Below are 25,407 nucleotides of genomic sequence, written 5' to 3'. Positions count from 1 at the left end.
CTATTTGAGCGTGATTTACCTCACAAGTTCACACAATTTTATCCATCTTTTTTTACATATCAAGATGGCAGCGCAACGAGATAAATCAGGAAGAAAATGCGCTTCGGAAGGGGATATTTTTCATACTCTTCCCTTGACTATTTCATCCTTTTTACAAGGAAAGAGTATATCAGAAAACCCTTACTCCGGTGTAAAGCGGCGTAAATGTTGAACCGTTGCCAGCCACGCAGCCAGCCAGCCGATCATCGCGGCAACCAGCAGCAATAGCAGGCCTTCATCCCAGCCCATCCCCTTCACCGCGAATGTCGTCCCGAAGACGGCGGCAACCTGTGCCGTCGCAGCCGAGAGCTTCCACACGAGCGCCTGAGACAAGATCAGCGACAACACCGCGCCGCACAGACCCAGCAGCGCCCCGCCGTTTAGGAACGGCCGCAGAATGAAACCGTCGGTTGCGCCAATCAGTTTCATGACGTTGATGGTATCTCTGCGGCTGAAGATACTCAGACGAATACTGTTACCAATCACCAGGAAAACCGCCACAATCATCAGCACGCCAATCGTAAAGGCGATTTGCCCGACGAGTCCGGTCATCGCCACCAGACGCGAATACCAGCTATCGTCCATTCGCACTTCATCGACGCCCTCAACGGCGCTAATGCGGTCCCGCAAGGACGTCATCGTCTCCGCACTCTGGAACGTCATTTTGGGCGTCACAATCGCTACCGCTGGCAGCGGATTTTCTTCCAGCATGTCCAGCGCGCCGCCAAAGCCGGACCAGTTGCGAAACTCGCCCATCGCCTCATTACGCGACAGATAATTAACCTTGTCCACGCCGTCTGTCGTCTGAATCTTGGCGATCACGCCCTCTGCCGCGTTATCGTCAAGCGACTTATCCAGATAGATCGTCAGCTGCGGGGTGGGATACCACTGCGTCGCCGCCTGGCTGACGTTTTTCCACACCAAATAACAGATGCTCGGCAGCGTCAGGGAGATGGCGATGACCATGATGGTCAGCAGCGTCGCCAGCGGCTGACGCAGCATATCCCGCAGCGTGTTCCCCCAGGCATAGCGCCATTGTTCCTGCCAGCCGCCCTTGAGTGCGCGGGCCTTGCTGACGGGGCGTTTCTGTTTCTCTTTTCTACGGACCTGATGATTAGCCATTGACGTTATCTCCCAGCATATGACCTTGAGACAGCGTCAAAACCCGGTAACGACGGCTGGCGATCAGCCCCGTATCATGGGTTGCCATCAGCACCGTGACGCCCACACGGTTGAACTCTTCGAACAGGCGCAGGATATCTTCGGACAATTCGTCGTCGAGGTTGCCGGTCGGTTCATCGGCCAGCAGCACCACGGGTTTGTTCACCACCGCGCGGGCAATGCCCACCCGCTGTTGCTCCCCGCCGGAGAGCTGAATAGGATAGCTGCGCGCTTTGTCTAGCAGCCCCACCTTATCCAGCGCCGCCGACACGCGACGGCGGATGTCTTCCACCGACGCACCGGCGATGATGAGCGGCATCGCCACGTTTTCATAAACGGAACGGTCCATCAGCAGATGGTGATCCTGGAAAATCATGCCGACCTGACGACGCAGGAACGGGATCTCGCTTTTCTTCAAACGGCTGATGTCATGACCGCCGAACAGAATCTGTCCCGCGCTCGGCCGTTCTATCCCGCAAATCAACTTCAACAGGGTGCTCTTCCCGGCGCCGGAGTGGCCGGTCAGAAAAACCATCTCCGCGGGTCGGACGTGAAAATCAACGCCTTGCAATGCCTGGCGACCGCCACGATACGCCTTACTGACCTGCTCGAAACGAATCATCCGTATTAGTCCTCACGGGCAAAAAGTGCCTCAATAAAATCGTCAGCCTTGAATGGCCTTAAATCTTCGATGCGCTCACCTACCCCGATGTAGCGGATAGGAATACCAAACTGATCGGCGATGGCGAAAATCACGCCGCCTTTTGCCGTCCCGTCCAGCTTGGTGAGGGCGATACCGCTCAGCCCAACCGCCTCGTTAAACAGTTTAGCCTGACTCACCGCATTCTGACCGGTGCTGGCGTCGAGCGTCAGCATCACCTCATGCGGCGCCTGATCGTCCAGTTTCTTCATCACCCGGACAATTTTTTTCAGTTCTTCCATCAGATGGGATTTATTCTGCAGACGGCCCGCCGTATCGGCAATCAGCACATCCACGCCGCGCGCTTTCGCCGCCTGAATGGCGTCAAAGATAACGGAAGCGGAGTCCGCCCCGGTATGCTGCGCCACGACCGGTACGTTGTTACGTTCACCCCAGACTTGCAGCTGTTCCACCGCCGCCGCGCGAAAGGTATCCCCCGCGGCCAGCATCACCGACTTGCCCTGAGCCTGATATTGGCGGGCCATTTTGCCGATGGTGGTGGTTTTACCCACCCCGTTCACGCCGACCATCAGAATAACGAACGGCATTTTGCCGTCGATGTTCAGCGGCTCATCCACTTTTTCCAGGATGGCGGCCATCTCCTCTTTCAACAGCGCCATTAGCGCTTCGGCGTCTTTCAGCTGTTTGCGGCTGGCATGCTCCGTCAGGCTGGCGATAATCTTGCGGGTCGTGTCCATGCCCACATCCGCAACGAGCAGTTGCTCTTCCAGTTCTTCAAACAGATCGTCATCAATTTTCTTACCGCGGAACAATGAGACAAATCCAGAACCCAGATTCTGCCGGGTTTTTACCAGGCTGCGCTTGAGGCGACTAAAGAAGCCTTCCTTGGTAGGACGTTCCTGCTCCTGAATTGGCGCAGGTGTTATCGCCGTTTCATCGATGGCCTCTGCGGACTGGTCCACCGATGGCTGACCCTGCATGGTCGCGAGCAATTCAGGCTCCGCGGCAGCGTCAGGTTCTTCTTCCGATTGGGCTTGGGACGCAAGCTCTTCCGGGGACACTCCCGGCGCCAGACTCTCCAGCTCGTCAATCTCCTGCAGCGCCGCCTGGCGTTCCGAAGCGTCGTCTTCCGGCGCGTCTTCCACATCCTGACGCGCGGCTTCCAGCGCCTCTTCCTTCAATAGGATCTCTTCCGGCGATGCGGTTTGCACCGGGCTGTCCAATGCTTCAACGGATTGCGGCGCCGCTTCTTCCGCGGTGGCGGTGACCGGCTCATCAGCCGTTTTGTCGACCACATCCGCCTCTTCCGGCATCTCGCCGAGCGGCGTGCCATCCGCGACCTCGGCGGTCTCTTCGCGCTCAACAGGCGCCGGCGCGTCATCATCCGGGTTTAACGGCTGGCGTTCAGCCTCTTGCGGCGCCGGGGCTTCAGTAGATACGATCTGCGCATCCGGATCTGAGTGCGCCGTCTCGCCTGATTCCGGTGGGGTCTGCGGTTGCTCAGTCTTTTCTTCTTCCTGACGTCCCAATCCCAGCCAGGAAAAAAATCCGCGCTTCTTCTGTTTAGCCATCTTGTAATTGCGCTCCTCGCCATCCAGTGCAGATGATGAATAATCTATGAAGTCGATAAAGAGCAGAGTTTAACACTTTCCCGACCGCAGCAACACGCGGCGTACGGCCCTGAACGCCGACAATCTGCGTAACCAAGTGTTTCACTATTCAAGGAGAAAAATGACGCGAGGCGGAAGCGGCGACGCCGTTCAACACGCGACTATCTTTGCATTTCCTCGATGGGCCTCGCCCCGTTAGAATAGCGCTACTTTCAACCCTATACGGTTGCAACCGGTAACGAACCTCAGTGAATGGCAGGCTATGGCAAAACAACACGCGACATCCGCACCCGGACAAATTCGAATCATCGGCGGCCAATGGCGCGGCAGAAAACTTCCCGTTCCCCACAGCCCCGGCCTGCGCCCCACCACCGATCGCGTGAGGGAGACGCTCTTTAACTGGCTGGCGCCGGTGATACAACAGGCTCGCTGCCTGGACTGCTTTGCGGGCAGCGGCGCTTTGGCGCTGGAAGCGCTGTCGCGGTATGCCGCTCACGCCACGCTGCTGGAGGCGGAGCGCGGCATTGCGCGCCAGCTCAGCCAAAACCTGTCGCTGCTGCGGGCGGAAAACGCCAGCGTGATCCATACTGATGCGCTGCGGTGGCTGGCTCAGCCAGGAGAGGCCTTTGACGTGGTCTTTCTCGATCCACCGTTTCGACAGGGATTGTTGGACAACACGGTCAGCCTGCTGGAAACGCAAGGCTGGCTGGCGGACGACGCCTGGATCTATATTGAAACAGAGGCGGAAAACCGCACCCTGAACCTTCCGGCCAATTGGCAGCTGCATCGCGAAAAAGTCGCAGGCCAGGTCGCCTACCGGCTCTACGCGCGCGGCTGACAGACCGGCAACCTCAGAGGACATTATGATTATTTGGATTAATCTTGGACGATTAGTGATGCTGGGCGTGTGGGCCTTTCTGATCATGAACCTGATTCAGCCCTTTCCGCGGCCGTTAAATATCTTCATGACGGTGGCGATGGTGTTCATGGTGCTAATGCACGGCATGCAGTATCTGCTGCTGAAAGCCAGTCAGCCGAAGGACGCCCCACCCATCAGCGGGATGACGCAACTCAGGATCTTTCTATTCGGGGTATTCGAGCTGATGGCGTGGCAGCGTCATCAGCCGCAGGACAGCAAGCGGAACAAGCGCTAGGCGCAGGGCATCCGCTCACACGATGCGGATGCCTTAGAACAGAAATTAGGGCTTCTTGCCGGGCAGATAAGGGAAATGGGTCACATTGTCGCCAAGCTCGGCAATCCGTGAACTACCGCGCTCCCGCTCCTTCACCGAATCGATACGAATCACCGCCTGCAACGGAATGTAGCTGCGATTAACGCCGGTAAATTCGGTCTTCAGCTTTTCCGTACTCGGATCGACCAACAGCTCCGACGGACTTTCAAACACGAAATCGGCGATTTCGATAAAGCCGAACAGCGCGCTTTGCGCCAACTCTCGCACATAAAGCTGATAGTTCTTGCCGTTGTTCATGAATTGAATGCGATAGAGTGCGGATTCATTACTCATTCAATAACATTCTCCCTCTCGAGCGATTAACATGACTTACTGCCGCCTATATGGCGCTACCTTAGCATGATGCCCCCATACCCGCATCCGCCATCCAGCCGCTGTCCGGCAGAGGGTCGATCACCTACACTGAAAGAGCAATCATTGTGCAGATTCATACCAGAAGCCGAGTTTCGCCCCGTCGCGCCCAGACTTCTGGCCGTCTGAATTTCCCACATATAAGGACGTTCTATGCTTTGGTCATTTATTGCCGTTCTTTTTTCCGGCTGGCTTTATGTCGACGCCAGCTATCGTGGTCCCACCTGGCAACGCTGGCTGTTCAAGCCTCTCACCTTGCTCTTGCTGATCGCGCTGGCCTGGCAGGCGCCGATGCTGAACGTCCCGGCCTACCTGATCGTACTCGGCCTGCTGGCGACCCTCGCCGGCGATACCCTCTTGCTGCTGCCCGCGCAGCGAATGTTATACGCCCTCGGCGCTTACTTCGCCGCGCATTTGCTCTACACCATCAGCTTCCTGTCCACCCAGATGACGCTGAATTTGTTCTGGCCGCTGCCGCTGCTGCTCGCCATCGTGTCGGCGCTGCTGGTCGCGATGCTGTGGACCCGACTGGATACGCTGCGTCTGCCAGTCTGCGCATTCATCGCCATGACCGCCGTCATGGCGTGGGTGGCGGGCGGCCCCTACTTTGCGGCAAACACCGACTACAATCTGTCGCTGCTGGTCGGCGCGGCCCTGCTTTTCATCGGGCATGCATCCTGGCTGATTTATCACTTCCGCTTTAAATTCCCGGCACATCAGGTGATTTTGGCCATCTGCTATTTTGGCGGCCATTTCCTGATTGTGCGTTCCATCTATGCCTGAGCACGCAACGGAGCACGAGAACAAGCGGGTTATTTACCCGCTTTGCGCAGGAGATAGCGGTAGGGCAATGTTTCCGTCGCCTGACCCAGCAGCTCGTGCTCCATAAACAGGCAGAAGCCGGGAATATCGCGCGTCGTCGCGGGGTCATCTGCAATAATCAGCAGCGTTTCACCCGCGGCCATGTCACGCACCGTCTTGCGCACCAGCATCACAGGTTCCGGGCAGCGCAATCCCAGCGCATCAAGAGTGCGGTCGGCGTGAGCAAAAATATCGGTCATAGCGAGTCTCAAAAGGGGTTGTCGTTGAATAGCGGCCTTAGTTTACGCTGCGAATATCAGGGTGCAAGCCGCGGCCTCCCCATGTTCAAAGAAAACGGAAATGGGTATGATGCGGTTTTATTGACGTCCCGCGCGAAAGCAGAACGTTATCACTGGGTTCCCTCACCCCATAAACCAAAAAGGTCGCAACATGTTTGATTTTACGCCGCAGCAGCGGCTGACAGCATTGTGCTGGCTGACGCTATTCCACATTCTGATCATCACCTCCAGTAACTACTTAGTGCAGCTTCCAGTTTCCGTGTTCGGTTTTCACACGACCTGGGGCGCTTTCACTTTCCCGTTTATTTTTCTGGCGACGGACCTGACGGTGCGAATTTTCGGCGCACCACTGGCGCGACGCATTATTCTGCTGGTGATGATCCCGGCACTGGCGATCTCCTATCTGGTCTCCGCGCTGTTTTACGACGGCACCTGGCAGGGCTTTGCCTCACTGAGTCAGGTCAATATCGTGGTCGCCCGCATCGCCTGCGCCAGCTTTATGGCGTACGTGCTGGGGCAAATTTTAGACGTACACGTCTTCAACCGTCTGCGGCAGCGCAGCGCCTGGTGGGTCGCGCCCTCGGCCTCCACGGTGCTCGGCAACCTCTGCGACACGCTGGCGTTTTTCTTTATCGCGTTCTATCGCAGCCCGGACCCGTTTATGTCCGCTCACTGGGTCGAAATCGCGCTGGTGGATTACACCTTCAAAATCCTGATTTGCGGCATTCTGTTCCTGCCAATGTACGGCATCATGCTGAACATGCTGCTTAAGCGTTTGAGCGGCAGGACGCCGCAGACGGCATAACGCCAGATTACCCTGAAAGGGGCCGTCAGACAGGCTTTGTGACAACAAAACGCTTGTTTTTACTGCCTGAATCGGGTGGCATAGCAGCATTATGTTTTCTGATTAAGGAAAGAGCTGCTATGTCGAAAGTAGTAAAATTTATCGGAATCGGATTGCTGGCCGCCACGCTGGCCGCCTGCGATGACAAAAAGGACGAGACGTCTTCCACCACGGATGCGGCGGCACAGGCTCAAAGTAGCCAGACGATCTCGTTGCTCTCCGGCAAACTGGCGTTCACGCTGCCCGCAGACCTGAGCGAGCAAAGCGGGAAGCTGGGCAACCAGGCCAATAACATGCACGTGTATGCCAACACGAGCGGACAAAAAGCGGTCATCGTTATCTTGGGCGACAGCACCACTGAAGATCTGCCGGTGCTGAGCCAGCGTCTGGAAGATCAGCAGCGCACCCGCGACGCCAATCTGCAGGTCGTCACCAATAAAACCATTGATGTCGACGGTCACAAGCTGCAGCAATTGGACAGCATCATCTCCAGCAGCGGTCAGAAAGCTTACTCCTCCGTCGTCCTCGGCATTGTCGGCGACCACCTGATGACGCTGCAAATCACCCTCCCCGCGGACAATCAGCAGCAGGCGCAGACCGAAGCGGAAAATATCATCCGCACGCTGAAGCTGAGCTAACCGTCACCGTTCAGGGCATCAACACCGCCCTGAACGGCCTTCCCGACCTGCACCATCACACCGCATTTCGCCCTTTATTCCTGCCGGAAGCCCGCGTAAAACTGTTATTAGGATGATGTCGGTTATAATCAATCGGATGGATAACTGCGCGTAAGAGGTTTTATTACATGCCCGTAACACCTAAACAGCCCCCTGACCAGACATTGGCCCATGCCGCTTCCCCGGAGGACGCCGCTTCTCCGGCGGAGAAAGCCCCTATAGCCCGACTGACCCGCTGGAGCAAATGGGTTCAGTCTCTGCCTTACGTCGCGCACTTTATTCGCGCCGTCGAGCGGTTCAATGACCGCATGGGCAGCCAGTTCGGGGCGGCTATCACCTACTTTTCCTTTTTGTCGCTGATCCCCATACTGATGGTCTCTTTCGCCACGGTCGGGTTCGTGCTGGCCTCAAACCCCGATCTGCTCACGGAACTGATCAGCCGCATCGTCAATAGCATCAGCGATCCCAATCTCGCTAATACGCTGAAAAACACGGTGAATACGGCGATACAGCAGCGTACCACCGTAGGGCTGACCGGTTTGCTAATCGCGCTTTACTCCGGGGTGAATTGGATCGGCAACCTGAGAAACGCCATCCGCGCGCAGTTCCGCACAAAGTGGGAACGCAATCCGCGCGAGGAAGAGAAAATCTATTTTCAATATTTGTGGGACTTTCTGTCGCTGCTGGGACTGTTGATCGCCTTGGCGTTCACGTTATTCCTGACCTCCGTCGCCGGGACCGCGCAAAACAGAATTGTCATCGCGCTGGGACTGGAAGGGATCGAGTGGCTGCGGCCCGCCATGACGCTGATCGCGCTATCGATTTCAATCTTCGCCAACTATTTGTTATTCCTCTGGATACTGGGCGTTCTGCCCCGGAGGAAACCCAATCGTAAAGCGCTGTTTCGCGGAACCTTGCTGGCCGCCGTCGGTTTCGAGATTTTGAAATTCATCATGACCGTCGTGCTGCCCAAACTCGCCTCTTCGCCCTCGGGCGCGGCATTCGGTTCAGTGATTGGCCTGATGACGTTTTTCTACTTCTTCGCGCAGCTCACGCTCTTTTGCGCCGCCTGGATCGCCACCGCCAAACCCAGACATCACCATATACCCGAGGACCCGGCCGAACCGCCGGCTGTGGCTTGATGACGGTCGGCGGCATCACCGCCTACCTCGTAACCCTGACAGGAGAAATGTATGCCGGTTGTTACCGTTCGCATCCTTAAAGAGGACACCACCGCGGAGCAAAAAGCGCAGGTGATTGATGGCATCACGCAGGTGCTGGAGACAGCGCTGGGGAAGGACCCGGCCAAAATCATCGTGATGATTGATGAGGTAGAGCCCGAGAATATGGGTGTGGGCGGGCAGAGCATGGCAGAACGGCGCAAGTCGTCCTGACCCCGCGAGAACCGGCGGTGATACGCCGGACGCCAATCCTCTCTCGATGGCAGGCCGCGCCGCGGTCTGTGCTTCTCCCCCCCCCCTCGCCCCAGCGACGATGAAGCCCACCGGGGCGGCGGCACGCTAAAAGCGACGCGGCGCCTTCAGCCTAGGGCGTTGCGGGCGCCGTTTCATCCGCTGCGGGCACGGCGCTTTCCGCCGGTTTCATCAACCCGTTATACCTGTCTTGTAGCTCTTTCAGATTGGCCTCGGGCTCACCCGGCGGCTGTTGCAGCACCAGCGTCGCATCTTGCGCCAGTTGCAGTCGCAGCGCCTGATTGAGGGACTCCAGGGTTACGAAGGAAAGATAGTTTTTACGCAGCTGCTGATACTGCTCGGGCGCGATATCCACCACGCCGCTTCGCTGCGAGCGCAGCCGCTGCTCTATCAAAATCTGCGTGCCCGTGCGCGCATAGGTGGCGAAAAGCTTGTCCAGCTCTTCGTTTTTACGCGCCAACAACGCATCGAATTCCGCCTGCGTCAGTCCCTCATCCTGCAAGGCGCTGAGCGCTTTGCCCACCAGCGTCACGCTCTCGACCAGCTGTTCGCCGTTCAGGTTGTCCATATGCAAAGAGCACTGCGCGCGTCCGTATAACACATTGCAGTCGAAACGCAGATTTGCCTCTTTCAGCGCGCTTTTCTCCAGCGCCTGCTGTACGCGTTGGAACATCGCCTCCCGCGCCAGGTCGCGCTGCCAATAGCGTGCGAGCGCGTTTGAATCTCGAATCGGCTGCCAGACCGTATCCCATACCAGCGCGATAGAGTCCGGTCTACCCATCGCGCCGATCAGTCGGGTCGGTTCAGCGGGCAACGCAGACAATACTGGCAGCGGCGCAGGCGTCGCGCGTTTACCTTCTAGCGGGGCAAAAACCTTCCGGATCTGGTCGACAATGGCGCGGGAGTCAACGTTTCCAACAACATACAGCGTCATCGCATCCGGTGTGTACCACGCTTTGTAGAACGCCTGCAGCGGTTCGGCCGTCAGCGGCGTTTTGACCGCCTGCCCCGGGTTGTGCGCCAGCAATATCGAGTTTTGAAGACGATATCGCCAGGCGGGATCCTGCGGATTCGGCGGCAACGTGGCGACGCCGTCTCCCTGTTGCAGGGCCGTACCGATGCTTTGATCGTCGATTGACAGCCCACCTGCAGTTTCCGCCAGCCAGCTCAGCGCGTCTTTCAACAGCTCCGGCCGATTATTCGGCAGGCTCAAATTATAAGAGGTGAAGTCATAGGAGACGACAACCGGCGATGGTTTCTCGTCGTTGGGAGAAGAAGCCCACAATGCCGCGAGCTGGCCCGGCGCAAACGATGCATTAGGCATCATCGCCAGACGGGGAATGACGTGAGAAAATCCCGTTTGCTGTGTGTTTTCGCTCAACGACCCCGTATTCACCACCAGACGAAGTTCAAGGTGGTCGTTAGGGCGCTGAGGGGTAGTCAGAAGCTGCCAGTTAAAGCCGTTATCCAGCTTACCCTGCTGCCAGGCGGGATCGGGCTGTAGCTCTTCCGCCAGGGCAAAATGGCCGACGGCCGCCAGTAAAACGCCACCGAATAAAAGACTGATTTTGGTTCCCTGCATGTGAACCCCTGCTTTTTCATCACTCTCTGAAGACGTGCATTTTATGGATTATGGTGACGGTCGTGCGGTCACCACACTGTATACTCACCTCACAAAAAACAGAGGCGCAGTGTACCATTGGGTTGGACCGCACGCTTTCGTCGATGTCACTCAATAGGGCGAAAAATACCGAAAAAAGTGGAAAATGCTGAATTTTGGCGCTTCAGATAAACAGCGGCCCGCAGCGTTTATCTCCGCTGCGAGCCGAGGGCAGAAAGGCAAATAGCGTCAGGAAATACGCGGGGAAGTGGACTCTGGTTTGGCGGGTTTATGTTTTTCCAGCGCCGCATTCAGCTGCTTTTCATCCAACTGGCCGACCCACTTGGCGACGAAGATTGTCGCGACGCCGTTACCGACAAGGTTGGTCAGCGCGCGGGCTTCCGACATAAAGCGGTCGATCCCAAGAATCAGCGCCAACCCGGCAAGCGGCAGATGGCCAACGGCGGAGATGGTGGCAGCCAGAACGATGAATCCGCTGCCGGTGACGCCCGCCGCCCCTTTCGAGGACAGCAGCAACACCACCAGCAACGTGATTTGATGCCAGATATCCATGTGACTGTTGGTTGCTTGCGCAATAAACACCGCCGCCATCGTCAGGTAAATAGAGGTGCCGTCCAGATTGAAGGAGTATCCGGTCGGGATCACCAGCCCCACGACCGACTTCTTACAGCCTGCCTTCTCCATTTTTTCCAGCATCCGCGGCAGAACCGATTCGGAAGAGGAAGTCCCCAACACAATCAGCAGCTCTTCCTTAATGTACCGAATGAACTTGAAGATGCTGAAGCCGGTCGCGCGGGCGATGGACCCCAGCACCAGAATGACAAACAGCAGGCAGGTGACGTAAAAGCAGACCAGCAATTGTCCCAACTGCACCAGCGAGCCGACGCCGTATTTACCGATCGTAAACGCCATCGCCCCGAACGCGCCCAACGGCGCCAGGCGCATGATCATGTTGATGATGCCGAAGATGACTTTGGAAAAGCTTTCGATCACATCAAAAACGATTTTCCCTTTCGCGCCCAAGCGGTGCAGCGCAAAGCCAAACATCACGGCGAACAGCAGCACCTGCAGGATGTTGCCGCTGGCGAACGCGCCGATGACGCTGGCGGGGATAATGTCCAGCAGGAACGGAATGACGCCCTGTTCCGCGGCCTGGCTGGCGTAGTTGGAAACCAACGACGCATCGAGCGTGGTGGGATCGACGTTCATCCCCGCGCCCGGCTGCATCAGATTGACGACGACCAGCCCGATAAGCAACGCGATCGTACTCACTACTTCGAAGTACAGCAGGGCAACGGCGCCGGTCCGGCCCACCGCTTTCATACTCTCCATGCCGGCGATGCCCGTCACGACCGTACAGAAGATCACCGGCGCGATGATCATCTTAATTAATTTAACGAAACCATCACCAAACGGTTTCATTTGCTCGCCGATAGATGGATAAAAATGCCCCAGTAGAACCCCGATGGTAATTGCCACAATCACTTGAAAATACAGACTTTTGAAGATTGATGTTTTCATCATTATGTCCTTGGGTAGGAGTGCACACGTGGACGAAAACGGCATGACACCGCCACCTGCGATTGCGCAAAAAGTAACATCGCATTAACAGTTCAGATATCTTTTATAACTTAAGTTTGTGACTAAAAGGTGAGAGTTAGGAGCTGAATCGCATCAATAGGTTGTGAGTAAAAATAGTGCGGAAACAGCCCGATAACAATGTCAGCGGGGGAGAGGATGGGGAGCGATCTAACACTCTGTTATTTATTAAATAATTTAAATTAGAGCATTGTCGCCCACTCTTAGCAGCGGCGTCGCTGTTAAGAGTGGGGAGCAAGCTGGGAGGCGACGAGAGAGAGGACGGCATCGCCACCCGCGCCTCGCGCCTGCTCCATCGCCAGGCGGGCCTGCGCCAGCCACTGCCCGGCGGCATTAGCCTCCGTCTGCGCCGCCTCGTCTAGCACCGCCAGCAGACCGATACTGACATGCACGCCTTCATGCAATCCGCTTTCACGCAGTCGAGCAAGAGCTTGATGTCCCCACACCTGAGCAACATCGGCTCCTGCCGGAACTGAGCCCAACATCGCATATTCGTCGTTATCGAGCCGAGCCAGCAAACCGGACTCGCCGATGACGGACCGAAGCGCCGCGAGCGTGGGCTGTAGATCGTTTTGTCCCAAGGGCGTATCCGCTTCCAGCCCCACCACGCACAGACAGAACGGTTCTCGTTGGCGGGATAAAGCATTGATAAACATCGCTTTGTCTGCCAGCCCCCCTTCTCCCACGCGCCGGTGCGACTTCCACCGCCGCAAATTTCGGTTATAGCTACGAACCAGCATGCCCAGCTCATCGTCGATGTGCCGCTCCGGCATCGTCAGCGGACAGTCAGGCAGAGACTCGCAGGGTACGTCCTGCACTTCCTTGATGATTAATCGCAGTGGGTTGACGACGCGGTGTTTCACGCACCAGGTGATGCCCACCGAGAGGATCAGCGCCAGCAGCAGATAGGTGACCAGCAGGGTCGAAAAGGTGCTGACGATGAACTGAAACATTCGGTACGAGTCCGCCTGCAACACCAGATGCGCCAGCGGCGTCGAACCCGGCACCTGCGGCAAGGAATATAACGGGATCGAGACTTCTATCGGCAGGTCAAACGTCCGTGCGATCCAACGCGGCAAAGGCCGCTCGGACGGGAAGTTGGCGTGCAGCGTGTGCAGCTCGCCGGGCAGCACCAGATAGGCCCGGCTCAGGAAGCCGACCGGGAGTAGGTTGTTTAGCAGGCCGTCGGCCTCGACCACATCGCCCTGCAAGACGGCATTGGTTAGGGGCGTTCGCACAGAATAGGCAACATGTTCCAGCTGGCGCACGTAATCATCCCGTCGCTGATGCACGAAATGGAACAGCTGGATCACGATAAACAGGCAGACGGCGGTGACCGACACTGCCGAAATCACCGTCATCTGTTTGATAGTTAGTGAACGACGAACGTGCAAACCTATTCTCCCAAAACCCCGACGTACGGGGAAAAACAGCCGTACAGTATATCTCGAGCGCCAAGTTTATAGGATGCAAAGGGAAGTCTGTTAAAAGGTTTAAGGATTTTTCTGAGGAAAGTAGTTCCGTCAGTGGCCAGACATCAGAAAAAGGGCGCTCTTATCAGTCTTATGTCGGCGCAACCGGAATGCGGCTACGCCTGTTGAGGTTAACGGGCGTCGGCGGTGACCCGCGCCAAATTGGCCAGAAGATGCAGGCTGGCGGAGTAGTAGTCCTCTTCCGGGCTGATGGCATCATTGACCTGATGGCTGTCGCCCATCGCCAAATCCCGCACCGCCAGCAGGCCGCCGTTCATCATGTAGGGCGCGGTATGGTTATTCAATACGTCGACCCACGCTGGCGTACGCAGACGCGGAAAGCCATGCCAGTAGAGACGGAACGCACTCAGCTCCGGACTTTCACGGTCATACCAGTAAACGTACAGCGGGATACGGATAGCGTCATAGCTGAAGCGCGACGGCCAGCTCATGGCCGGGGCGGTGGTGCCATCGGCGTTCAGCGCCACCCAGTCGGACGGCAGGTTGGTATCGCCAAACCGCGTTCTACTCAGCAATACCATCCCGTCTTCAATCAACTGATGCCATACCGGCAGGCGGCTTCGTTTGGAGAAATCCTCCCATGCGGGGAAGATAAAATAAGAAGGATTAAGGACGAGGTAAGTGCCTTTGTTGAAACCGTTCGCGCCCGGCAACATCACCGTGTGACCGGCATATTGCGTCACGTTGTGCGCGATGATCTCTTTTTGCAGGCGGTCCGATGCCTGAAGATATGGCTCGTTGCGCCATTTCTCACCGGCCTTCAACAAGGCCCAGGCAATCATGACGTCGCCGTCGGAGGCATTATTTTTGTCGGCTACCGGGTCGGCCGCCGTCGGGGTATAGCGCCAGTAGAACAGGCCGTTCTGTTGATTTTTAAGATGGGACTGCGTCCATGACCATAGGCGGTCGAAGGTGCTCCGGTCATCATAATGCACCGCTAGCAACATGGCGAAACCTTGCCCTTCCGTATGGCTGACGTTGTTGTTGCCGGTGTCCTGAATTCGCCCGTCCACCGTCAAAAAACGGCTTTTATAGCTATCCCATCCCTGATCTGCCGCTATCGCACTCGTGCTGCATAACGCCATGAGCAAGACCATAGTCCAGTGCCGCAATGGCTTTATCATGCTTTCCTCTCTAATTATGTTGATAACGGAATCTCAGCGCCGTCTCACCCTCGGTGGCTTCACCGACCAGCGGCACATGGGGGCCGCCGCCCTGCTCTTTGAGCCAGTGAGCATACATCCCCTGCAACACCGCCTTGATCGCCATCAGCCAGCGCGCCTTGCTCAGCGCACCCTCACCGGCCGGCAGTGCCAGATGGAGGATCTCCAGCGACGCTTCGCCCGGCAGCACGTCGACATAGCCCCAGTCAAACACGGCCAGCACCGCATTGATCTCCCGCTCAAGGTCTGCCACGGTCAACGCCGCCGGTAAGGGATACCGTTTCGCGAGCGCCTCGCCCATTTGCTGGAGGAAGGTCTGACCTTCGCTTTCGCCGACGTTGTTCATCATATTTTCAATGATGATCCCCAGAAGATCAAACCAGCCCGGCGGGCACTGCTGCTGGCGATAATACTGCAAGGTCGTTTGCTGCCATTCACTCATGCTTATTCGCCTCCAAGCCTGTAGCGGAAATAGAGTTGCGCGTTGCTTTCGTTATAGTCACCGAAGGTGTCGTAACCGAGTTGACCGCCAATGGTGACGTTGCGATTGATCTTATAGTCAGCCCCGGCGTGCAAGTTGTAGCCGATGCCGTTTTTACTGGTGCCGGGGTAGTAGGCTTCCTGAGTCAGGCCTTTCGCCGCCGCCGTTTCCAACAATTGCTGCCACTCCGGGTTGTTCGGATAGTAGGCGCTGCGATCCTGCGAGTAGGACTGATAGCCCAGCGCGCCGCCGATCTTCACGCTCAGATCGTCGTATTTCTGGGTGTAGTCGATAGGGAAAGAAACCGAGACGAAGTTCTGCGGACTGAAATAACCGCCCTGCCCGTAGCTGTAGTAGCTCAGGTTGCGGGAGAAGTCCATCCACGACATGCTGATGCCGGTCTTCAGTTCACGCTCGCTATCATGATAGGGACGCACGTAAGCCCCGGCATTCGCCACCAGACTTTTGTTGCTCTTCACGTTCTCGCCCAAATAGCTGTAGGCGCCTGCGCCGCCATAGAAACCGGCGTCGCCGTCGTCATAGCTCAGCAGCGCCGTTCCGCCGTTCTTGGTCACGCGGCCCCACTTCTCGCCGCTATAGGCGTCGCGCGCGCCGACGTAGGAAAGCAGGCTGTCGGTGACCGCTCGACGCTCGCCGGTCAGCACCAGCGTCAGGAAGTCGGTCAGTTTCGGCGACCACTGAACGCCCCCCACCAGCGTGCTGAGATCCTGCCCCAGCGGGGTCGAACCGATATCCACCTTGTACTGTTTACCGGTCAACGCCAGATTGAGCTCCACGCCGGTGGCGTTCTGCGCACCGGGAGAGTCCGCCGTGATCTCGTCGAGGTTGAAGCTGTCCGAGGTAGATTCGGCCTGTGCCTTGTTAGATTGCTGGATCGCTCCCAACCCGAAGCGACGGCTGGTGGTGTCTTCGGCGCTTCCCGCGCTCAGCGTCACGGGGGTAACGGTAAAGTTGAATCGATCCTCGCCCAACGGCGCGCTGGACCACGTCAACGGTGCTTTCGCCTCGGTCAACTTGCTAAGGCCGGACTCGCCGTCCCGACCACGCACCTGCACCCCGGTCTGAACCCAGGTGCCGGTGTCACTCTCCAGCGTATCCATCATCTGGTTAATCTGGCGGAAAGTGCCGTTCTGCGCAGAGGCCGTCGTGCCCCCCGGCGACCCGTCGAGGCGTTGTCCGCTCACAGCGCGATAGTCGGTAGTCTCGTCGCGCTGCTGCCACGGCATCGCGCTGCCGTAGGTCGACGGAGAACGACGCGTGCTTTCCGTTGCCCGGTTGATGAACGGATTGTCCGCCAGCGCCAGTCCGCCAATCACCGGCAGGCTGCCGGACTCCGCGCCCTGCAGCCCAATCATTTTCCCACGGGCCGTACGCAGATAGGCCAGCGCCTGCGCTTTGTCGCCTTTCGCGTCCGCCACGCGCGCCAGCAGCAGCAGGCGTTCGGGCGTCTGTTTGTCGTTCAGGCCGGCGGCCAGCGTGCTGGCTTTCGAAACGTCGTTCTGCGCCAATGCCACGTCGATAGCGCCGACGCGCGCATCCTGCGTGGGGGTATCGCGCGTCGTCAGGTAGTCGTAGACCGTTGCCGCTTCCTGATTCATCTTGCCGGACTGATAGAGCCGCGCCATCGCCAGCATCAAATCCGTATTCTGCGGATCGTGCTGCAACGCGCCGATCAGCGTGTCGTAAGCAGCCGCATACTGTCGGGCTTCACGCAGGCGATCCGCCTCCTGGATTACGCCACCATTGCGCAAGGCAGCCAACTGCTCCGGCGTGCTGCGGGACAGCATCTCCGGATTGCTCAGCCACGCTTGCGCCTCCTGACTTAACCCGGCCTGATTCAATACGGCCACCTGCGCCGCATAATCGCCCGCATTGCCCTGAACCCCGCGTTGCATATTGCTGCGCACGACGCCGACGGCACCGGCGGTATCGCCCGCCGCCGCCAACGCCTGCGCCAGCTGTCCGGCATCCTGCGGATCGGCAGGCGGGTTCACCGCCAGCGCCTTCAGGGTGTTGGCCGCCGCCACGTTGGAACCGGTTTTAAGATAACCTCGCGCCGTCTCCATCTGTAGATTGAAGTTGGCCCGACGGGCCAGCGCGCGCATATCAGGCGTCTGCTGGCGCTCGGGTACGCGAGCCAACAGCGCCCCGGTTTGCTGCCAGGCGCCGTTTTGGCTGGCGAAGAGCGCGCCGGCGAACAGCTGCTCGGGGCTGGCGCCGGGACGGTACAGCGGCTGCATCACATCGGCAGCTGTCGTCATGTCCCCTTGCTGCTTGTAGAGCCGCGCCAGATCGTATATCACCCAGCCGTCGGCGGGCCAGCGCGGTACCGCTTGCTGCAACAGCGCGATAGCTTGCGCTGGGTGGCCCGCCGCCCGCTCGCGCTCCGCGGCGCGTCTCACCGACGCGCTGCCTTCCTCCACCGCCACGCGCGTCGCCAGACGTTGGCGCACGCTGTCCGGCAGCTCAGCCAGCAGGGCCTCGGCTTCGGTAGTGCGATTCTGCCGTTGAAGCACATAGTAAAGTCCTTCCTTTGCCGCGCTGTTGTTCGCATCCAGCGTCAGCACATCGCGATAGCTCTGCTCCGCCTGCGTCAGCTGATTGCTGCGCCGTTGCACATCAGCCCGGAACAGACGAACGGCAATGCCGCGTTCCCCGTCGGCCTGCATCAGCGGTTCGCTCAGCGCCAGCGCCTGAGGCGAATTGCCCATTTTCATCGCCTGCTGCGCCACGCTCAGCTGCGCGTAGAAACGCGCGTCTTCCGCCTGCTGGCGACGTTCGACGCTATTTTCGCCGCCCTGCTTCGCCGACTGCTCCAGATAGTTGGCGGCGCTGGCATAGTCGCCTCGACGCTGAGCGATATAACCGAGACCGGCCAGCGCATCCGCATCCTGCGGCGCGGCCCGCAGTACTTGTTCAAATGCCCGCTGCGCGCCGTCCGAATCTCCGCTGTTCAGTTCGGCGAACCCTTTCCCTATAGTCTCGCCGCCGACGTGGGTGCGGTAGTGCGCCATGACCGCTTTATCCTGGGGATGCCGCTGTTGGTAGTGGTCGTACAGCGGCGCGTCATCCGGCTGAGGACTCATCCATAGCAGGGCCTGACGCATGGCGCCGTCTACGTCGGGGTTACCCGAGGACATTGCATCCAGCAGCAGCAGTCCTTCCCGCCGGGTGGGTTCCTGATAGGTCAGCGCCTTACCTAACGCCAACCGGGCCTGGGTATCCTGCGGATTCGCCGCCGTGAACTGGCGCAGGCCGTCCACCGCCTGCGGCCACAGCGTGCGGTCGCCCGCCATGGTCAGGTAGTATTCGACTGCAACGTTGGCCGGCGGCTGGCCGCCGTCGAACAGGTTGCGCCAGGTTTGCAGCGACGCGGCGATATTACCGCTGCGGGCCTGCTGACGGGCCAGCGCCAGCTGAGCGGGGGGAATATCCTGCCAACGTCGGGAGTTGTCCAGCGCTTGCAACCGGGGGTCCTGCGGCGAAATGCTGACCAGCCGCGCGCGCCACTTCGTCGCCTCGGCGTTGTCGCCGCGTTGTTGAGAATAAAGCGCCATCAGGTAAATCGCGCGGGTGTTGTCGGCGTCAACCGCCAGCACCTTCTGCAACGCGCCTTTGGCCAAATCGTCGTGGGCGCGTTGATGCCAATAATCCGCCTGGTCGAACAGCGCCTGGAACGCCGGGTTGTTATTGTCTGCCCCCAGCGTTGGCGCGGACAGGGTTGCCGCCCCCACCAGACACAATGACCGAAGCATTCCGGCTGTTAGTGTGTTCTTTTTCATAGATCGCTCAATTATTTCTGGCCTGAGTCACGCGCGTCCTGCGGATGCAGACGGCGATGAGCGCGGCGTTTCAGCACGTGATACAAGCCCGCTCCGCCTAACGACGCCATGATTAAGGCGACAAACGCCAGAATGACGGCATGTTGGTTGGCATACCAGATAATCATCATGTACCAAGGCATTTGTCCGCTGGGGAACTGCGGGCCGACCCGGAAGCTGCGAACGCCGTTCTCATCGGTAATGATGGCGGTATCCCCCCGGACTGCCGCGGTGATATGCGCCGACGTCAGGTCGCCGTGCAGCCGCTGTAGCTGCTGATCGTTCGTCGCCAACACGACCACTGCCACGCGTTGAGGGTTCCACGGGGAGCGGTAGCTGACAAAGCCGCGCCAGAACTCATTCGAGGAGAAGTAGCGGTCGGCGTCTATCGGATGACGGGACCAGTCGCCGGTCAGCCAGTTGACCCATTGCTCAAATAGGCTGGGGGTTTTAACACCCAGCGCATGACCGTCCGTCTGGTAGGGAGACTCCGCCAGCAACGCCTTGTTAAACCCGCCGTGCGATAGCGTCGTGACCGCCAGCACATCGCTGTTTTGCAGCCGATGCCGCTCAACGCCGTCTTTCGGCACGCCGAATACGACCCGGTTATGATTGATGCTGACGCCGGTCGCATCGCCGGAACGGCCCGCCATGCCGAGTAGCGTACTGATCTCCTGATCCGACGGACGTTCCGGCAGCAACATTACCGTCTGAGAGTAATCCGCCAGCCGGGAGAAAGGGAACGATGCGCCGATGAAATACGACAGGTTGGGCAACATCGTGAAGTGACGCGTGCGGGTCAGGTCTATCCACGAGTCGTTCTCAATGCGGCTTTTGATGTTGTTGTTCAACAGTACGCTGCACGGGGCATCCGCTTTCGGCCGAATGTTGAAGTAGAGCTGTAGTTGGTTAAAGCCATAGATCAGATACGGATTGAGCTTCAGCGTGTAGGCCTCCTGACGATTGTCGCCCCCCAGTCGACGCCAAAGTTGCTCCAGCAGACCCTCTTTCACCATCGGCAAATTGCTGATAAACGTGCCATTAAGCGTCACGTTCAGGTCAGAGCGATTCTCGTCAATCCAGCTTTCCGCCGGGAAGCGGTAACTGATGTGCACCGGAATCGTTTCGCCATCCCACAGAAAGAGGTCGGGCGCCGCCCGAAACTTAAGGTTCTGCGCGGAGTGCCAGATACCGAGGGACGTCATGATCTGCCCTTGCTCCAGCAGTTCGCTGAACCGGACACGCCGGTCGGTGCTGATCCATCGCGGCGCGTCGTAGCTCTTATGGCGCGGAAGCGTCAGCGGCGTGACGGTGATAGATGTCTGTTTCCCCGTCAACGGTTGGCTGACGAGGTGATAGGCGGCTTGTCTTAGCTGTTCCTCATCCTTCCCCACCACCAGCAGCAGTTTGTAGATCGGGTTGTCGGGATTATCCATCAGCTGCAACGTCGGGGCATCGACCTGGGGCAGCGTCACGCGGCCGATCTTCTGGCCCGGATAGCCGAACAAAATACCGTTCTGTTCCGGCACGCTATCTCGCTTTACGGGGAAAGTGATATCTCGCCCGTTAGTCTGAATCCCCATCCAGGACGCCACCAGCGCCGCCGCACTCACCTGATCGGCCGTCGGCTCGGTGGGAAAAACCATCGGCACGGAGGCCGTCGCCATCTGCATGGCGTCGATAAACGGACGCGGGAAGTTGCCGATGTCCGCCCCGACGTTCAGCTGTTGGCCTTCCAGCTGCAACGTAGTGCTGGGCAGAATAGTGACGCTGTACTGTTGATCATTGTCGCGCTCGCACATCAGCCGATCTGAATTGATGATGCGGAAGCTGAGGTTGTTGTCGGACACCACCAGCGCGGCGGGGATCTCTATCTGATAGGTCCCGGTTTCCTGTCCGTTCGTGGTCAAGGGCACATTGCCTAACGGCTGACCATTCAGCATCAGCTGCAGCGCGGTGTTGCGCTGGGCTAACGCCGGGGAAACGGCGAACTTGAGCGCCAGATGGGCGGCAGTCACCACCTGATCGGCGGAGAGCGTGAATCTCAAACCGGCTTGCAGCTGACCGCCGCTTAGAGCGACGCCCTGCGCTTGGCCCATCTGCGCCACGGAAATCGTGCTGCTGATCGGTTGATTGTAAACGCCTGACGACGCGTTTAACGAGGGGACGGTCTGAGACGGCATCGCGGAAGGCTGCGCGCTGTCATACTTGCCGGAAATGCGAGGCAACTCGCCAGGCAGCGGGGCGTCGATTAACGACAGCGGGCGGCTGGATTCTTCGGCGGCCGCGCCGCCGCAAAGGCACAGCAGCAATACTGTCGTGAACACAGAAGGCGTCCTTAGCCATTTGTACATCATGCCGTTTTATCCTCTTGCTGCGTCCCTTCGGTCGTTGGGGGTAAAGCTGACGGCGTCGACCCCGCTTTCTTATTTCCCTTCCAGGTCAGCCAGAAAAATTCACACACCGTTCGGAATACCGTCACGAAGGAGCGCAGTGGATTATCCCGCGGCCAGGGCGGGTCAATCCAGGCATCCGCGCGCGATAGCACGACGCGCACCAGACCACGGCGTTGCGCTAGCGGGATTTCATCGAATTGCAGACGGATCGTGCTGTCGTCGAAACTCACGGACTTCACCGGCAGCGCAATTTCACCCGCGCGAGACAATAGCTCAAGGCACTCAATGGGGTCCGTTTGGTGACGCTGATCCGGTGCCTTGATTTGCGCGCCACCCATCGACAGATCCACGGTCACCGTACGCGAGGCGATGCCGCTGGCGTAGTGAATAATCACCGGCAGTTCGACGTCGATACGGATGGTCTGCCGAGTCTGCTTCGTTTCCCGCGCCACCGCGATAGCCGCCATTAAAATCAGCAGGCTGATGCAGGCCCAGGCAACGTTCAGGGCGATGACATACGGGTCGACGTGGTAATAGTCGTGCCCGACGGCCCGCACGACCCCGAAGACGATCCCCACGAATAGCAGGACGGCGGTCACGATATGCGGTCGTACAATGCGGAAGTCAAAAAACCCCACGTCCAGCAGACCGCCCTTGTCCGTCACGTTGAATTTGCCGTGACGCGGGGAGATCAGGGTTAACAGCGTCGGAATAATGAGATGAAACGCCATGACCGTTTCATATATCTCACCCCAAAAGCTGTAGCGGAAACGTCCGTTCATCCTCGCATTGAGGTAGATAGACATCACCAGATGCGGCAACACGTAGGCAAAAATCAGGTTCGCCGACGAATGAATAATGTTGAGATTGAACAGCAGGTAGGCCAAAGGCGCGGTCAGGAAGATGACGCGCGGCAGGCCGAACTGGAAGTGCAGCATGGCGCTGAGGTAACACAGTCGCTGCTGCCAGGTCAGGCCTCTTCCCAACAGCGGATTGTCCACACGGAAAATCTGTGTCATCCCTCTCGCCCAGCGGGTACGCTGAATGACATGCAGCACCAGTCGCTCGGTCGCCAGCCCCGCAGCAAGCGGGATCGCCAGAAATGCGGATTTCCAGCCGCGACGCTGCATTTTCAGCGCCGTATGCGCATCTTCCGTCACCGTTTCTACGGCGAAGCCGCCCACTTCTTCTAGCGCCGTACGGCGAATCACCGCGCAGCTGCCGCAGAAGAACGTGGCGTTCCAGTAGTCATTTCCCTGTTGGATCGGCCCGTAGAATAACTCACCCTCGCTCGGCATCTGTCTGGCCGCCTTGAGGTTGCGTTCGAACGGATCGGGGGAGTAGAAGTAGTGCGGCGTCTGCATCAGCGCCAGCCGGTCATCCTTCAGGAACGCACCCACCGTCGCCTGCAGGAAAATACGTTTCGCCACGTGGTCGCAGTCGAAGACGCAAATCAGTTCCCCGCTGGTGAGCTGCATCGCGTGGTTCAGGTTGCCTGCCTTAGCGTGCGAATTATCGTCGCGAGTGATATAACCCACGCCGGCCTGAGCGGCGAACACCGCAAACTCGCTGCGCTTGCCGTCATCGAGAAGGTAGACTTTGAACTTGTCCTGCGGGTAATCCATGCACTGCGCCGCCAGCACCGTATCCCTCACCACGTCCAGACTTTCGTTGTAGGTCGGGACGTACACATCCACGGTGGGCCACAGATTGGTATCTTCCGGCAGCGCCTCAATGCCGCGTTGCAGCGGCCATAGGGTCTGCATGAAACTCAGCATCAAAATAACCCAGACATAGACCTCGGCAATAAATAAGCCAATGCCCAATATAGTTTCAATCTCGGAATTAAAATGCAGCGTTTCCGTCGCGCGCCAGTATATATAGCGCGTTGACATTAATAACGTGAGAATAACCATGACCACAGTGACCTTTCGGCTTTCACCGCGGCCCAATAAAAACAGCATGCCAATACTGATTAAGCCAAAGATATATTGTTTCTGGCTATCCATCGGGGTGATGATAATCACTAACGCTACCGGAAATAGCACCAGTAGCAACAGATAAAAAAGCGCCTTATTCATAAATCTACCCTGATGATCAGTAATGAGCGGGTTAATGCAGAAAAGAGGAAATATCCTAAAGATATTGACGCAGATTTATTATCTGCGCCTTTCCTATTAATAAGAGGCAGGCATAAATGTCTTATGGACTTCACCATTACCCACTTTAATATCCAGCTGCGCCGCAATACGTTTGCTGATTAATTCAATATCAAACGCCGCCGCTGACGACGGGCTAAAATCGAAAATGGAACGTTGTGAGGCGTTAGCTTCGACAACGCTTTCATCGCGATGGACGCAGCCAATCAACTTGTCGCCTTTGTTTTCCTGCATGTACGCCGCCACATCCCGGCTGATCGCGCGTCGCGTATCCGTCTGATTCAACAGCCAGTAGTATCCCTGTTTATGGTTCAACGGCGCGCCAATCAATCGGTTGTCTTCGACCGACGACAGGAGAGACAGCGAAGCGGTATCCGCCTGCATGACGACCAGATGCAGATCGGCCAGCTCGGTCATCGCCTTTAAGGCGGAGCTGGGACCGGGCGGAAAGTCGGCCAGGATCACAAGACCTGGGTAGTTCAGCATGGCGCTGAGTCCACGCGCCAAAAACGCGGGATCCTCCAGATGGCGGTCAAAGTCTTCACGCTGTGTTTCCGTCACGCCGCCGTAGGGCAGCACGAAAATATTACCGCCAGCGGTTAGGATGGACTGGCTCCAGTCCGGAGACTCGACGGCGGCCGCCACATAGCCCCGCTCATCGGATAATGGAATGCCGAAATGCAGGCGCAGCGCGTTCTGAACGTCAAAATCGATCGCCAGTACCTTACTGCCGCCGCGCGCTAAGGCATAGGCCAGATTGGCCACCATCGTGGTTTTTCCAACCCCGCCTTTCGGAGAACAAACACAAACTAACGACATGAGGCAATTTTCTCCAGTAGCGGTTTCAACAGCGTGTCTTTATTCGGCGCCTGTGCGGTTTGCCGACCCCGCGTGCTGAACATCTGCTTATAGCGCGGCTCCAGCGGCTCCGTGCCCACGGCAGCGATCGGTTCCGGGCGGGCCGCAGGGGAAGAGGACGCCGGCTCTGGCGGCCGTGATGACGTCGTAGGCTCCAGCGATCGCGACGTCTTCGACGCGGCGGCGACGGAATCAAGAAGCGATCGCTGTCCTGCGGACTCGTCATGACGCGGACGGGTATTCGAATCATCCAACCTGACTGACTTGACGGCGGAAGCCGGCGCCGCAAATTCATTTTTCGCGACAGGCCTCAGAGAGGGCTGTACACCAGCGCCCAGTGAAGATTGCGCACCGTCTTTCTCTTCATTAATCACTTGCTTCACAATGGCCCAGCGCGAACCTTCATCATGCAAAGAGTGAGCCGACATTTCCTTGAAATTAATGTCTTCCGACTGGGTCTTTTCTTTGAAATGCTTCAGATCGTCATAGCTTCTCATAAGACTCTCTAATCTCCACATGAATGGCCGTCAATATAACATTATTGAACGAACACTTAATCAAAATATCTTCACGGATTATTACAAAATAGATTGGCAGCAGCCGTGAAAATCAAATAATTAAAACGATATGCATTTCGCTTCTATCGTTTTCGCCGCTAAAAGACAG

At 57.8% G+C, this 25,407-nt stretch carries 22 protein-coding genes; 7 read left to right on the top strand and 15 right to left on the bottom strand.

Going from position 1 to position 25,407, the window contains the following annotated elements; all coding sequences use genetic code 11:
- Positions 1-180: 180 nt before the first annotated feature.
- Genes ftsX through ftsY form a run of 3 tightly spaced genes read right to left on the bottom strand, consistent with a single transcriptional unit; the run spans position 181 to position 3,432 of the window.
- Positions 181-1,161, bottom strand: a complete 981-nt coding sequence (gene ftsX, locus AU511_RS02455; protein ID WP_094100344.1) for a permease-like cell division protein FtsX — start codon at positions 1,159-1,161, stop codon at positions 181-183.
- On the bottom strand, positions 1,154-1,822 hold the full coding sequence (gene ftsE / locus AU511_RS02450) for a cell division ATP-binding protein FtsE (protein WP_085652321.1): 669 nt from the start codon (positions 1,820-1,822) through the stop codon (positions 1,154-1,156). The genes ftsX and ftsE overlap by 8 nt, the downstream gene beginning before the upstream one ends.
- Before the next feature lie 5 nt (positions 1,823-1,827).
- Positions 1,828-3,432, bottom strand: a complete 1,605-nt coding sequence (gene ftsY / locus AU511_RS02445; RefSeq protein ID WP_094108659.1) for a signal recognition particle-docking protein FtsY — start codon at positions 3,430-3,432, stop codon at positions 1,828-1,830.
- A gap of 301 nt (positions 3,433-3,733) precedes the next feature.
- Here ftsY and rsmD point away from each other — a divergent pair, with 301 nt between their 5' ends.
- Both rsmD and AU511_RS02435 read left to right on the top strand, forming a co-directional pair.
- The gene (gene rsmD / locus AU511_RS02440; protein WP_094108658.1) at positions 3,734-4,309 is read left to right on the top strand and encodes a 16S rRNA (guanine(966)-N(2))-methyltransferase; all 576 of its coding nucleotides are present in this window, start codon (positions 3,734-3,736) and stop codon (positions 4,307-4,309) included.
- Between the two features lie 31 nt (positions 4,310-4,340).
- On the top strand, positions 4,341-4,625 hold the full coding sequence (locus AU511_RS02435; protein ID WP_176222615.1) for a DUF1145 family protein: 285 nt from the start codon (positions 4,341-4,343) through the stop codon (positions 4,623-4,625).
- 45 nt (positions 4,626-4,670) lie between these two features.
- Here AU511_RS02435 and AU511_RS02430 read toward each other — a convergent pair whose 3' ends face one another.
- Positions 4,671-4,997 carry a DUF1820 family protein gene (locus tag AU511_RS02430; protein ID WP_094108657.1) on the bottom strand — a complete coding sequence of 109 codons (327 nt, stop codon included), beginning with the start codon at positions 4,995-4,997 and terminating at the stop codon, positions 4,671-4,673.
- 231 nt (positions 4,998-5,228) lie between these two features.
- Between AU511_RS02430 and AU511_RS02425 the strand changes: the two genes are divergently transcribed.
- Complete coding sequence (locus AU511_RS02425; protein WP_094100340.1) at positions 5,229-5,858, top strand: lysoplasmalogenase; 630 nt, start codon at positions 5,229-5,231, stop codon at positions 5,856-5,858.
- A 29-nt stretch (positions 5,859-5,887) separates the two neighbouring features.
- On the opposite strand, the gene tusA is transcribed toward AU511_RS02425, so the two are convergent.
- Entirely contained in the window at positions 5,888-6,136 is a 249-nt protein-coding gene (gene tusA, locus AU511_RS02420; RefSeq protein WP_026740845.1) for a sulfurtransferase TusA, read from the bottom strand.
- 190 nt (positions 6,137-6,326) lie between these two features.
- On the opposite strand from tusA, the gene AU511_RS02415 reads away from it, so the two are divergent.
- The 4 genes from AU511_RS02415 (at position 6,327) to AU511_RS02400 (ending at position 9,090) form a co-directional block, all read left to right on the top strand.
- Positions 6,327-6,980 carry a 7-cyano-7-deazaguanine/7-aminomethyl-7-deazaguanine transporter gene (locus tag AU511_RS02415; protein ID WP_094100339.1) on the top strand — a complete coding sequence of 218 codons (654 nt, stop codon included), beginning with the start codon at positions 6,327-6,329 and terminating at the stop codon, positions 6,978-6,980.
- A gap of 119 nt (positions 6,981-7,099) precedes the next feature.
- Complete coding sequence (locus AU511_RS02410) at positions 7,100-7,657, top strand: DcrB family lipoprotein (protein ID WP_094108656.1); 558 nt, start codon at positions 7,100-7,102, stop codon at positions 7,655-7,657.
- A 167-nt stretch (positions 7,658-7,824) separates the two neighbouring features.
- Positions 7,825-8,838: an inner membrane protein YhjD gene (yhjD, locus tag AU511_RS02405; RefSeq protein ID WP_094108655.1), complete on the top strand. Its 1,014-nt coding sequence runs from the start codon at positions 7,825-7,827 to the stop codon at positions 8,836-8,838.
- Between the two features lie 51 nt (positions 8,839-8,889).
- Positions 8,890-9,090: a 2-hydroxymuconate tautomerase family protein gene (locus tag AU511_RS02400; RefSeq protein ID WP_085652330.1), complete on the top strand. Its 201-nt coding sequence runs from the start codon at positions 8,890-8,892 to the stop codon at positions 9,088-9,090.
- A 151-nt stretch (positions 9,091-9,241) separates the two neighbouring features.
- Here AU511_RS02400 and AU511_RS02395 read toward each other — a convergent pair whose 3' ends face one another.
- From AU511_RS02395 to bcsO, 10 genes are all read right to left on the bottom strand, one after another.
- On the bottom strand, positions 9,242-10,711 hold the full coding sequence (locus tag AU511_RS02395; RefSeq protein ID WP_094108654.1) for a M16 family metallopeptidase: 1,470 nt from the start codon (positions 10,709-10,711) through the stop codon (positions 9,242-9,244).
- Between the two features lie 267 nt (positions 10,712-10,978).
- Positions 10,979-12,271 (bottom strand): dicarboxylate/amino acid:cation symporter, encoded by a 1,293-nt coding sequence (locus AU511_RS02390; protein WP_094100334.1) that lies wholly within the window; start codon positions 12,269-12,271, stop codon positions 10,979-10,981.
- 299 nt (positions 12,272-12,570) lie between these two features.
- Positions 12,571-13,743, bottom strand: coding sequence for a HAMP domain-containing protein (locus tag AU511_RS02385; protein ID WP_100052957.1), 1,173 nt, complete (start codon positions 13,741-13,743; stop codon positions 12,571-12,573).
- 209 nt (positions 13,744-13,952) lie between these two features.
- A complete protein-coding gene (locus tag AU511_RS02380) occupies positions 13,953-14,966 on the bottom strand; it encodes a family 8 glycosyl hydrolase (protein WP_240503746.1) in 1,014 nt (337 codons plus the stop codon).
- Between the two features lie 10 nt (positions 14,967-14,976).
- A complete protein-coding gene (gene bcsD, locus AU511_RS02375) occupies positions 14,977-15,447 on the bottom strand; it encodes a cellulose biosynthesis protein BcsD (RefSeq protein ID WP_094108652.1) in 471 nt (156 codons plus the stop codon).
- A 2-nt stretch (positions 15,448-15,449) separates the two neighbouring features.
- Positions 15,450-19,289, bottom strand: a complete 3,840-nt coding sequence (locus AU511_RS02370) for a cellulose biosynthesis protein BcsC (RefSeq protein ID WP_094108651.1) — start codon at positions 19,287-19,289, stop codon at positions 15,450-15,452.
- Between the two features lie 11 nt (positions 19,290-19,300).
- Positions 19,301-21,655, bottom strand: coding sequence for a cellulose biosynthesis cyclic di-GMP-binding regulatory protein BcsB (bcsB, locus tag AU511_RS02365; protein ID WP_240503745.1), 2,355 nt, complete (start codon positions 21,653-21,655; stop codon positions 19,301-19,303).
- 26 nt (positions 21,656-21,681) lie between these two features.
- Positions 21,682-23,805: a UDP-forming cellulose synthase catalytic subunit gene (bcsA, locus tag AU511_RS02360; RefSeq protein ID WP_094108649.1), complete on the bottom strand. Its 2,124-nt coding sequence runs from the start codon at positions 23,803-23,805 to the stop codon at positions 21,682-21,684.
- A 96-nt stretch (positions 23,806-23,901) separates the two neighbouring features.
- A complete protein-coding gene (gene bcsQ / locus AU511_RS02355; RefSeq protein WP_094100329.1) occupies positions 23,902-24,702 on the bottom strand; it encodes a cellulose biosynthesis protein BcsQ in 801 nt (266 codons plus the stop codon).
- Positions 24,693-25,238, bottom strand: a complete 546-nt coding sequence (gene bcsO, locus AU511_RS02350; RefSeq protein ID WP_167371986.1) for a cellulose biosynthesis protein BcsO — start codon at positions 25,236-25,238, stop codon at positions 24,693-24,695. Before bcsO ends, bcsQ begins: the two co-directional genes overlap by 10 nt.
- Between the last annotated feature and the right edge of the window lie 169 nt (positions 25,239-25,407).

The organism is Lonsdalea iberica (genome assembly GCF_002111585.1).
Classification (GTDB): domain Bacteria; phylum Pseudomonadota; class Gammaproteobacteria; order Enterobacterales; family Enterobacteriaceae; genus Lonsdalea; species Lonsdalea iberica.
Note: the sequence above shows the minus strand (reverse complement) of the source record. Positions and strands in the feature narration are given on the sequence as shown.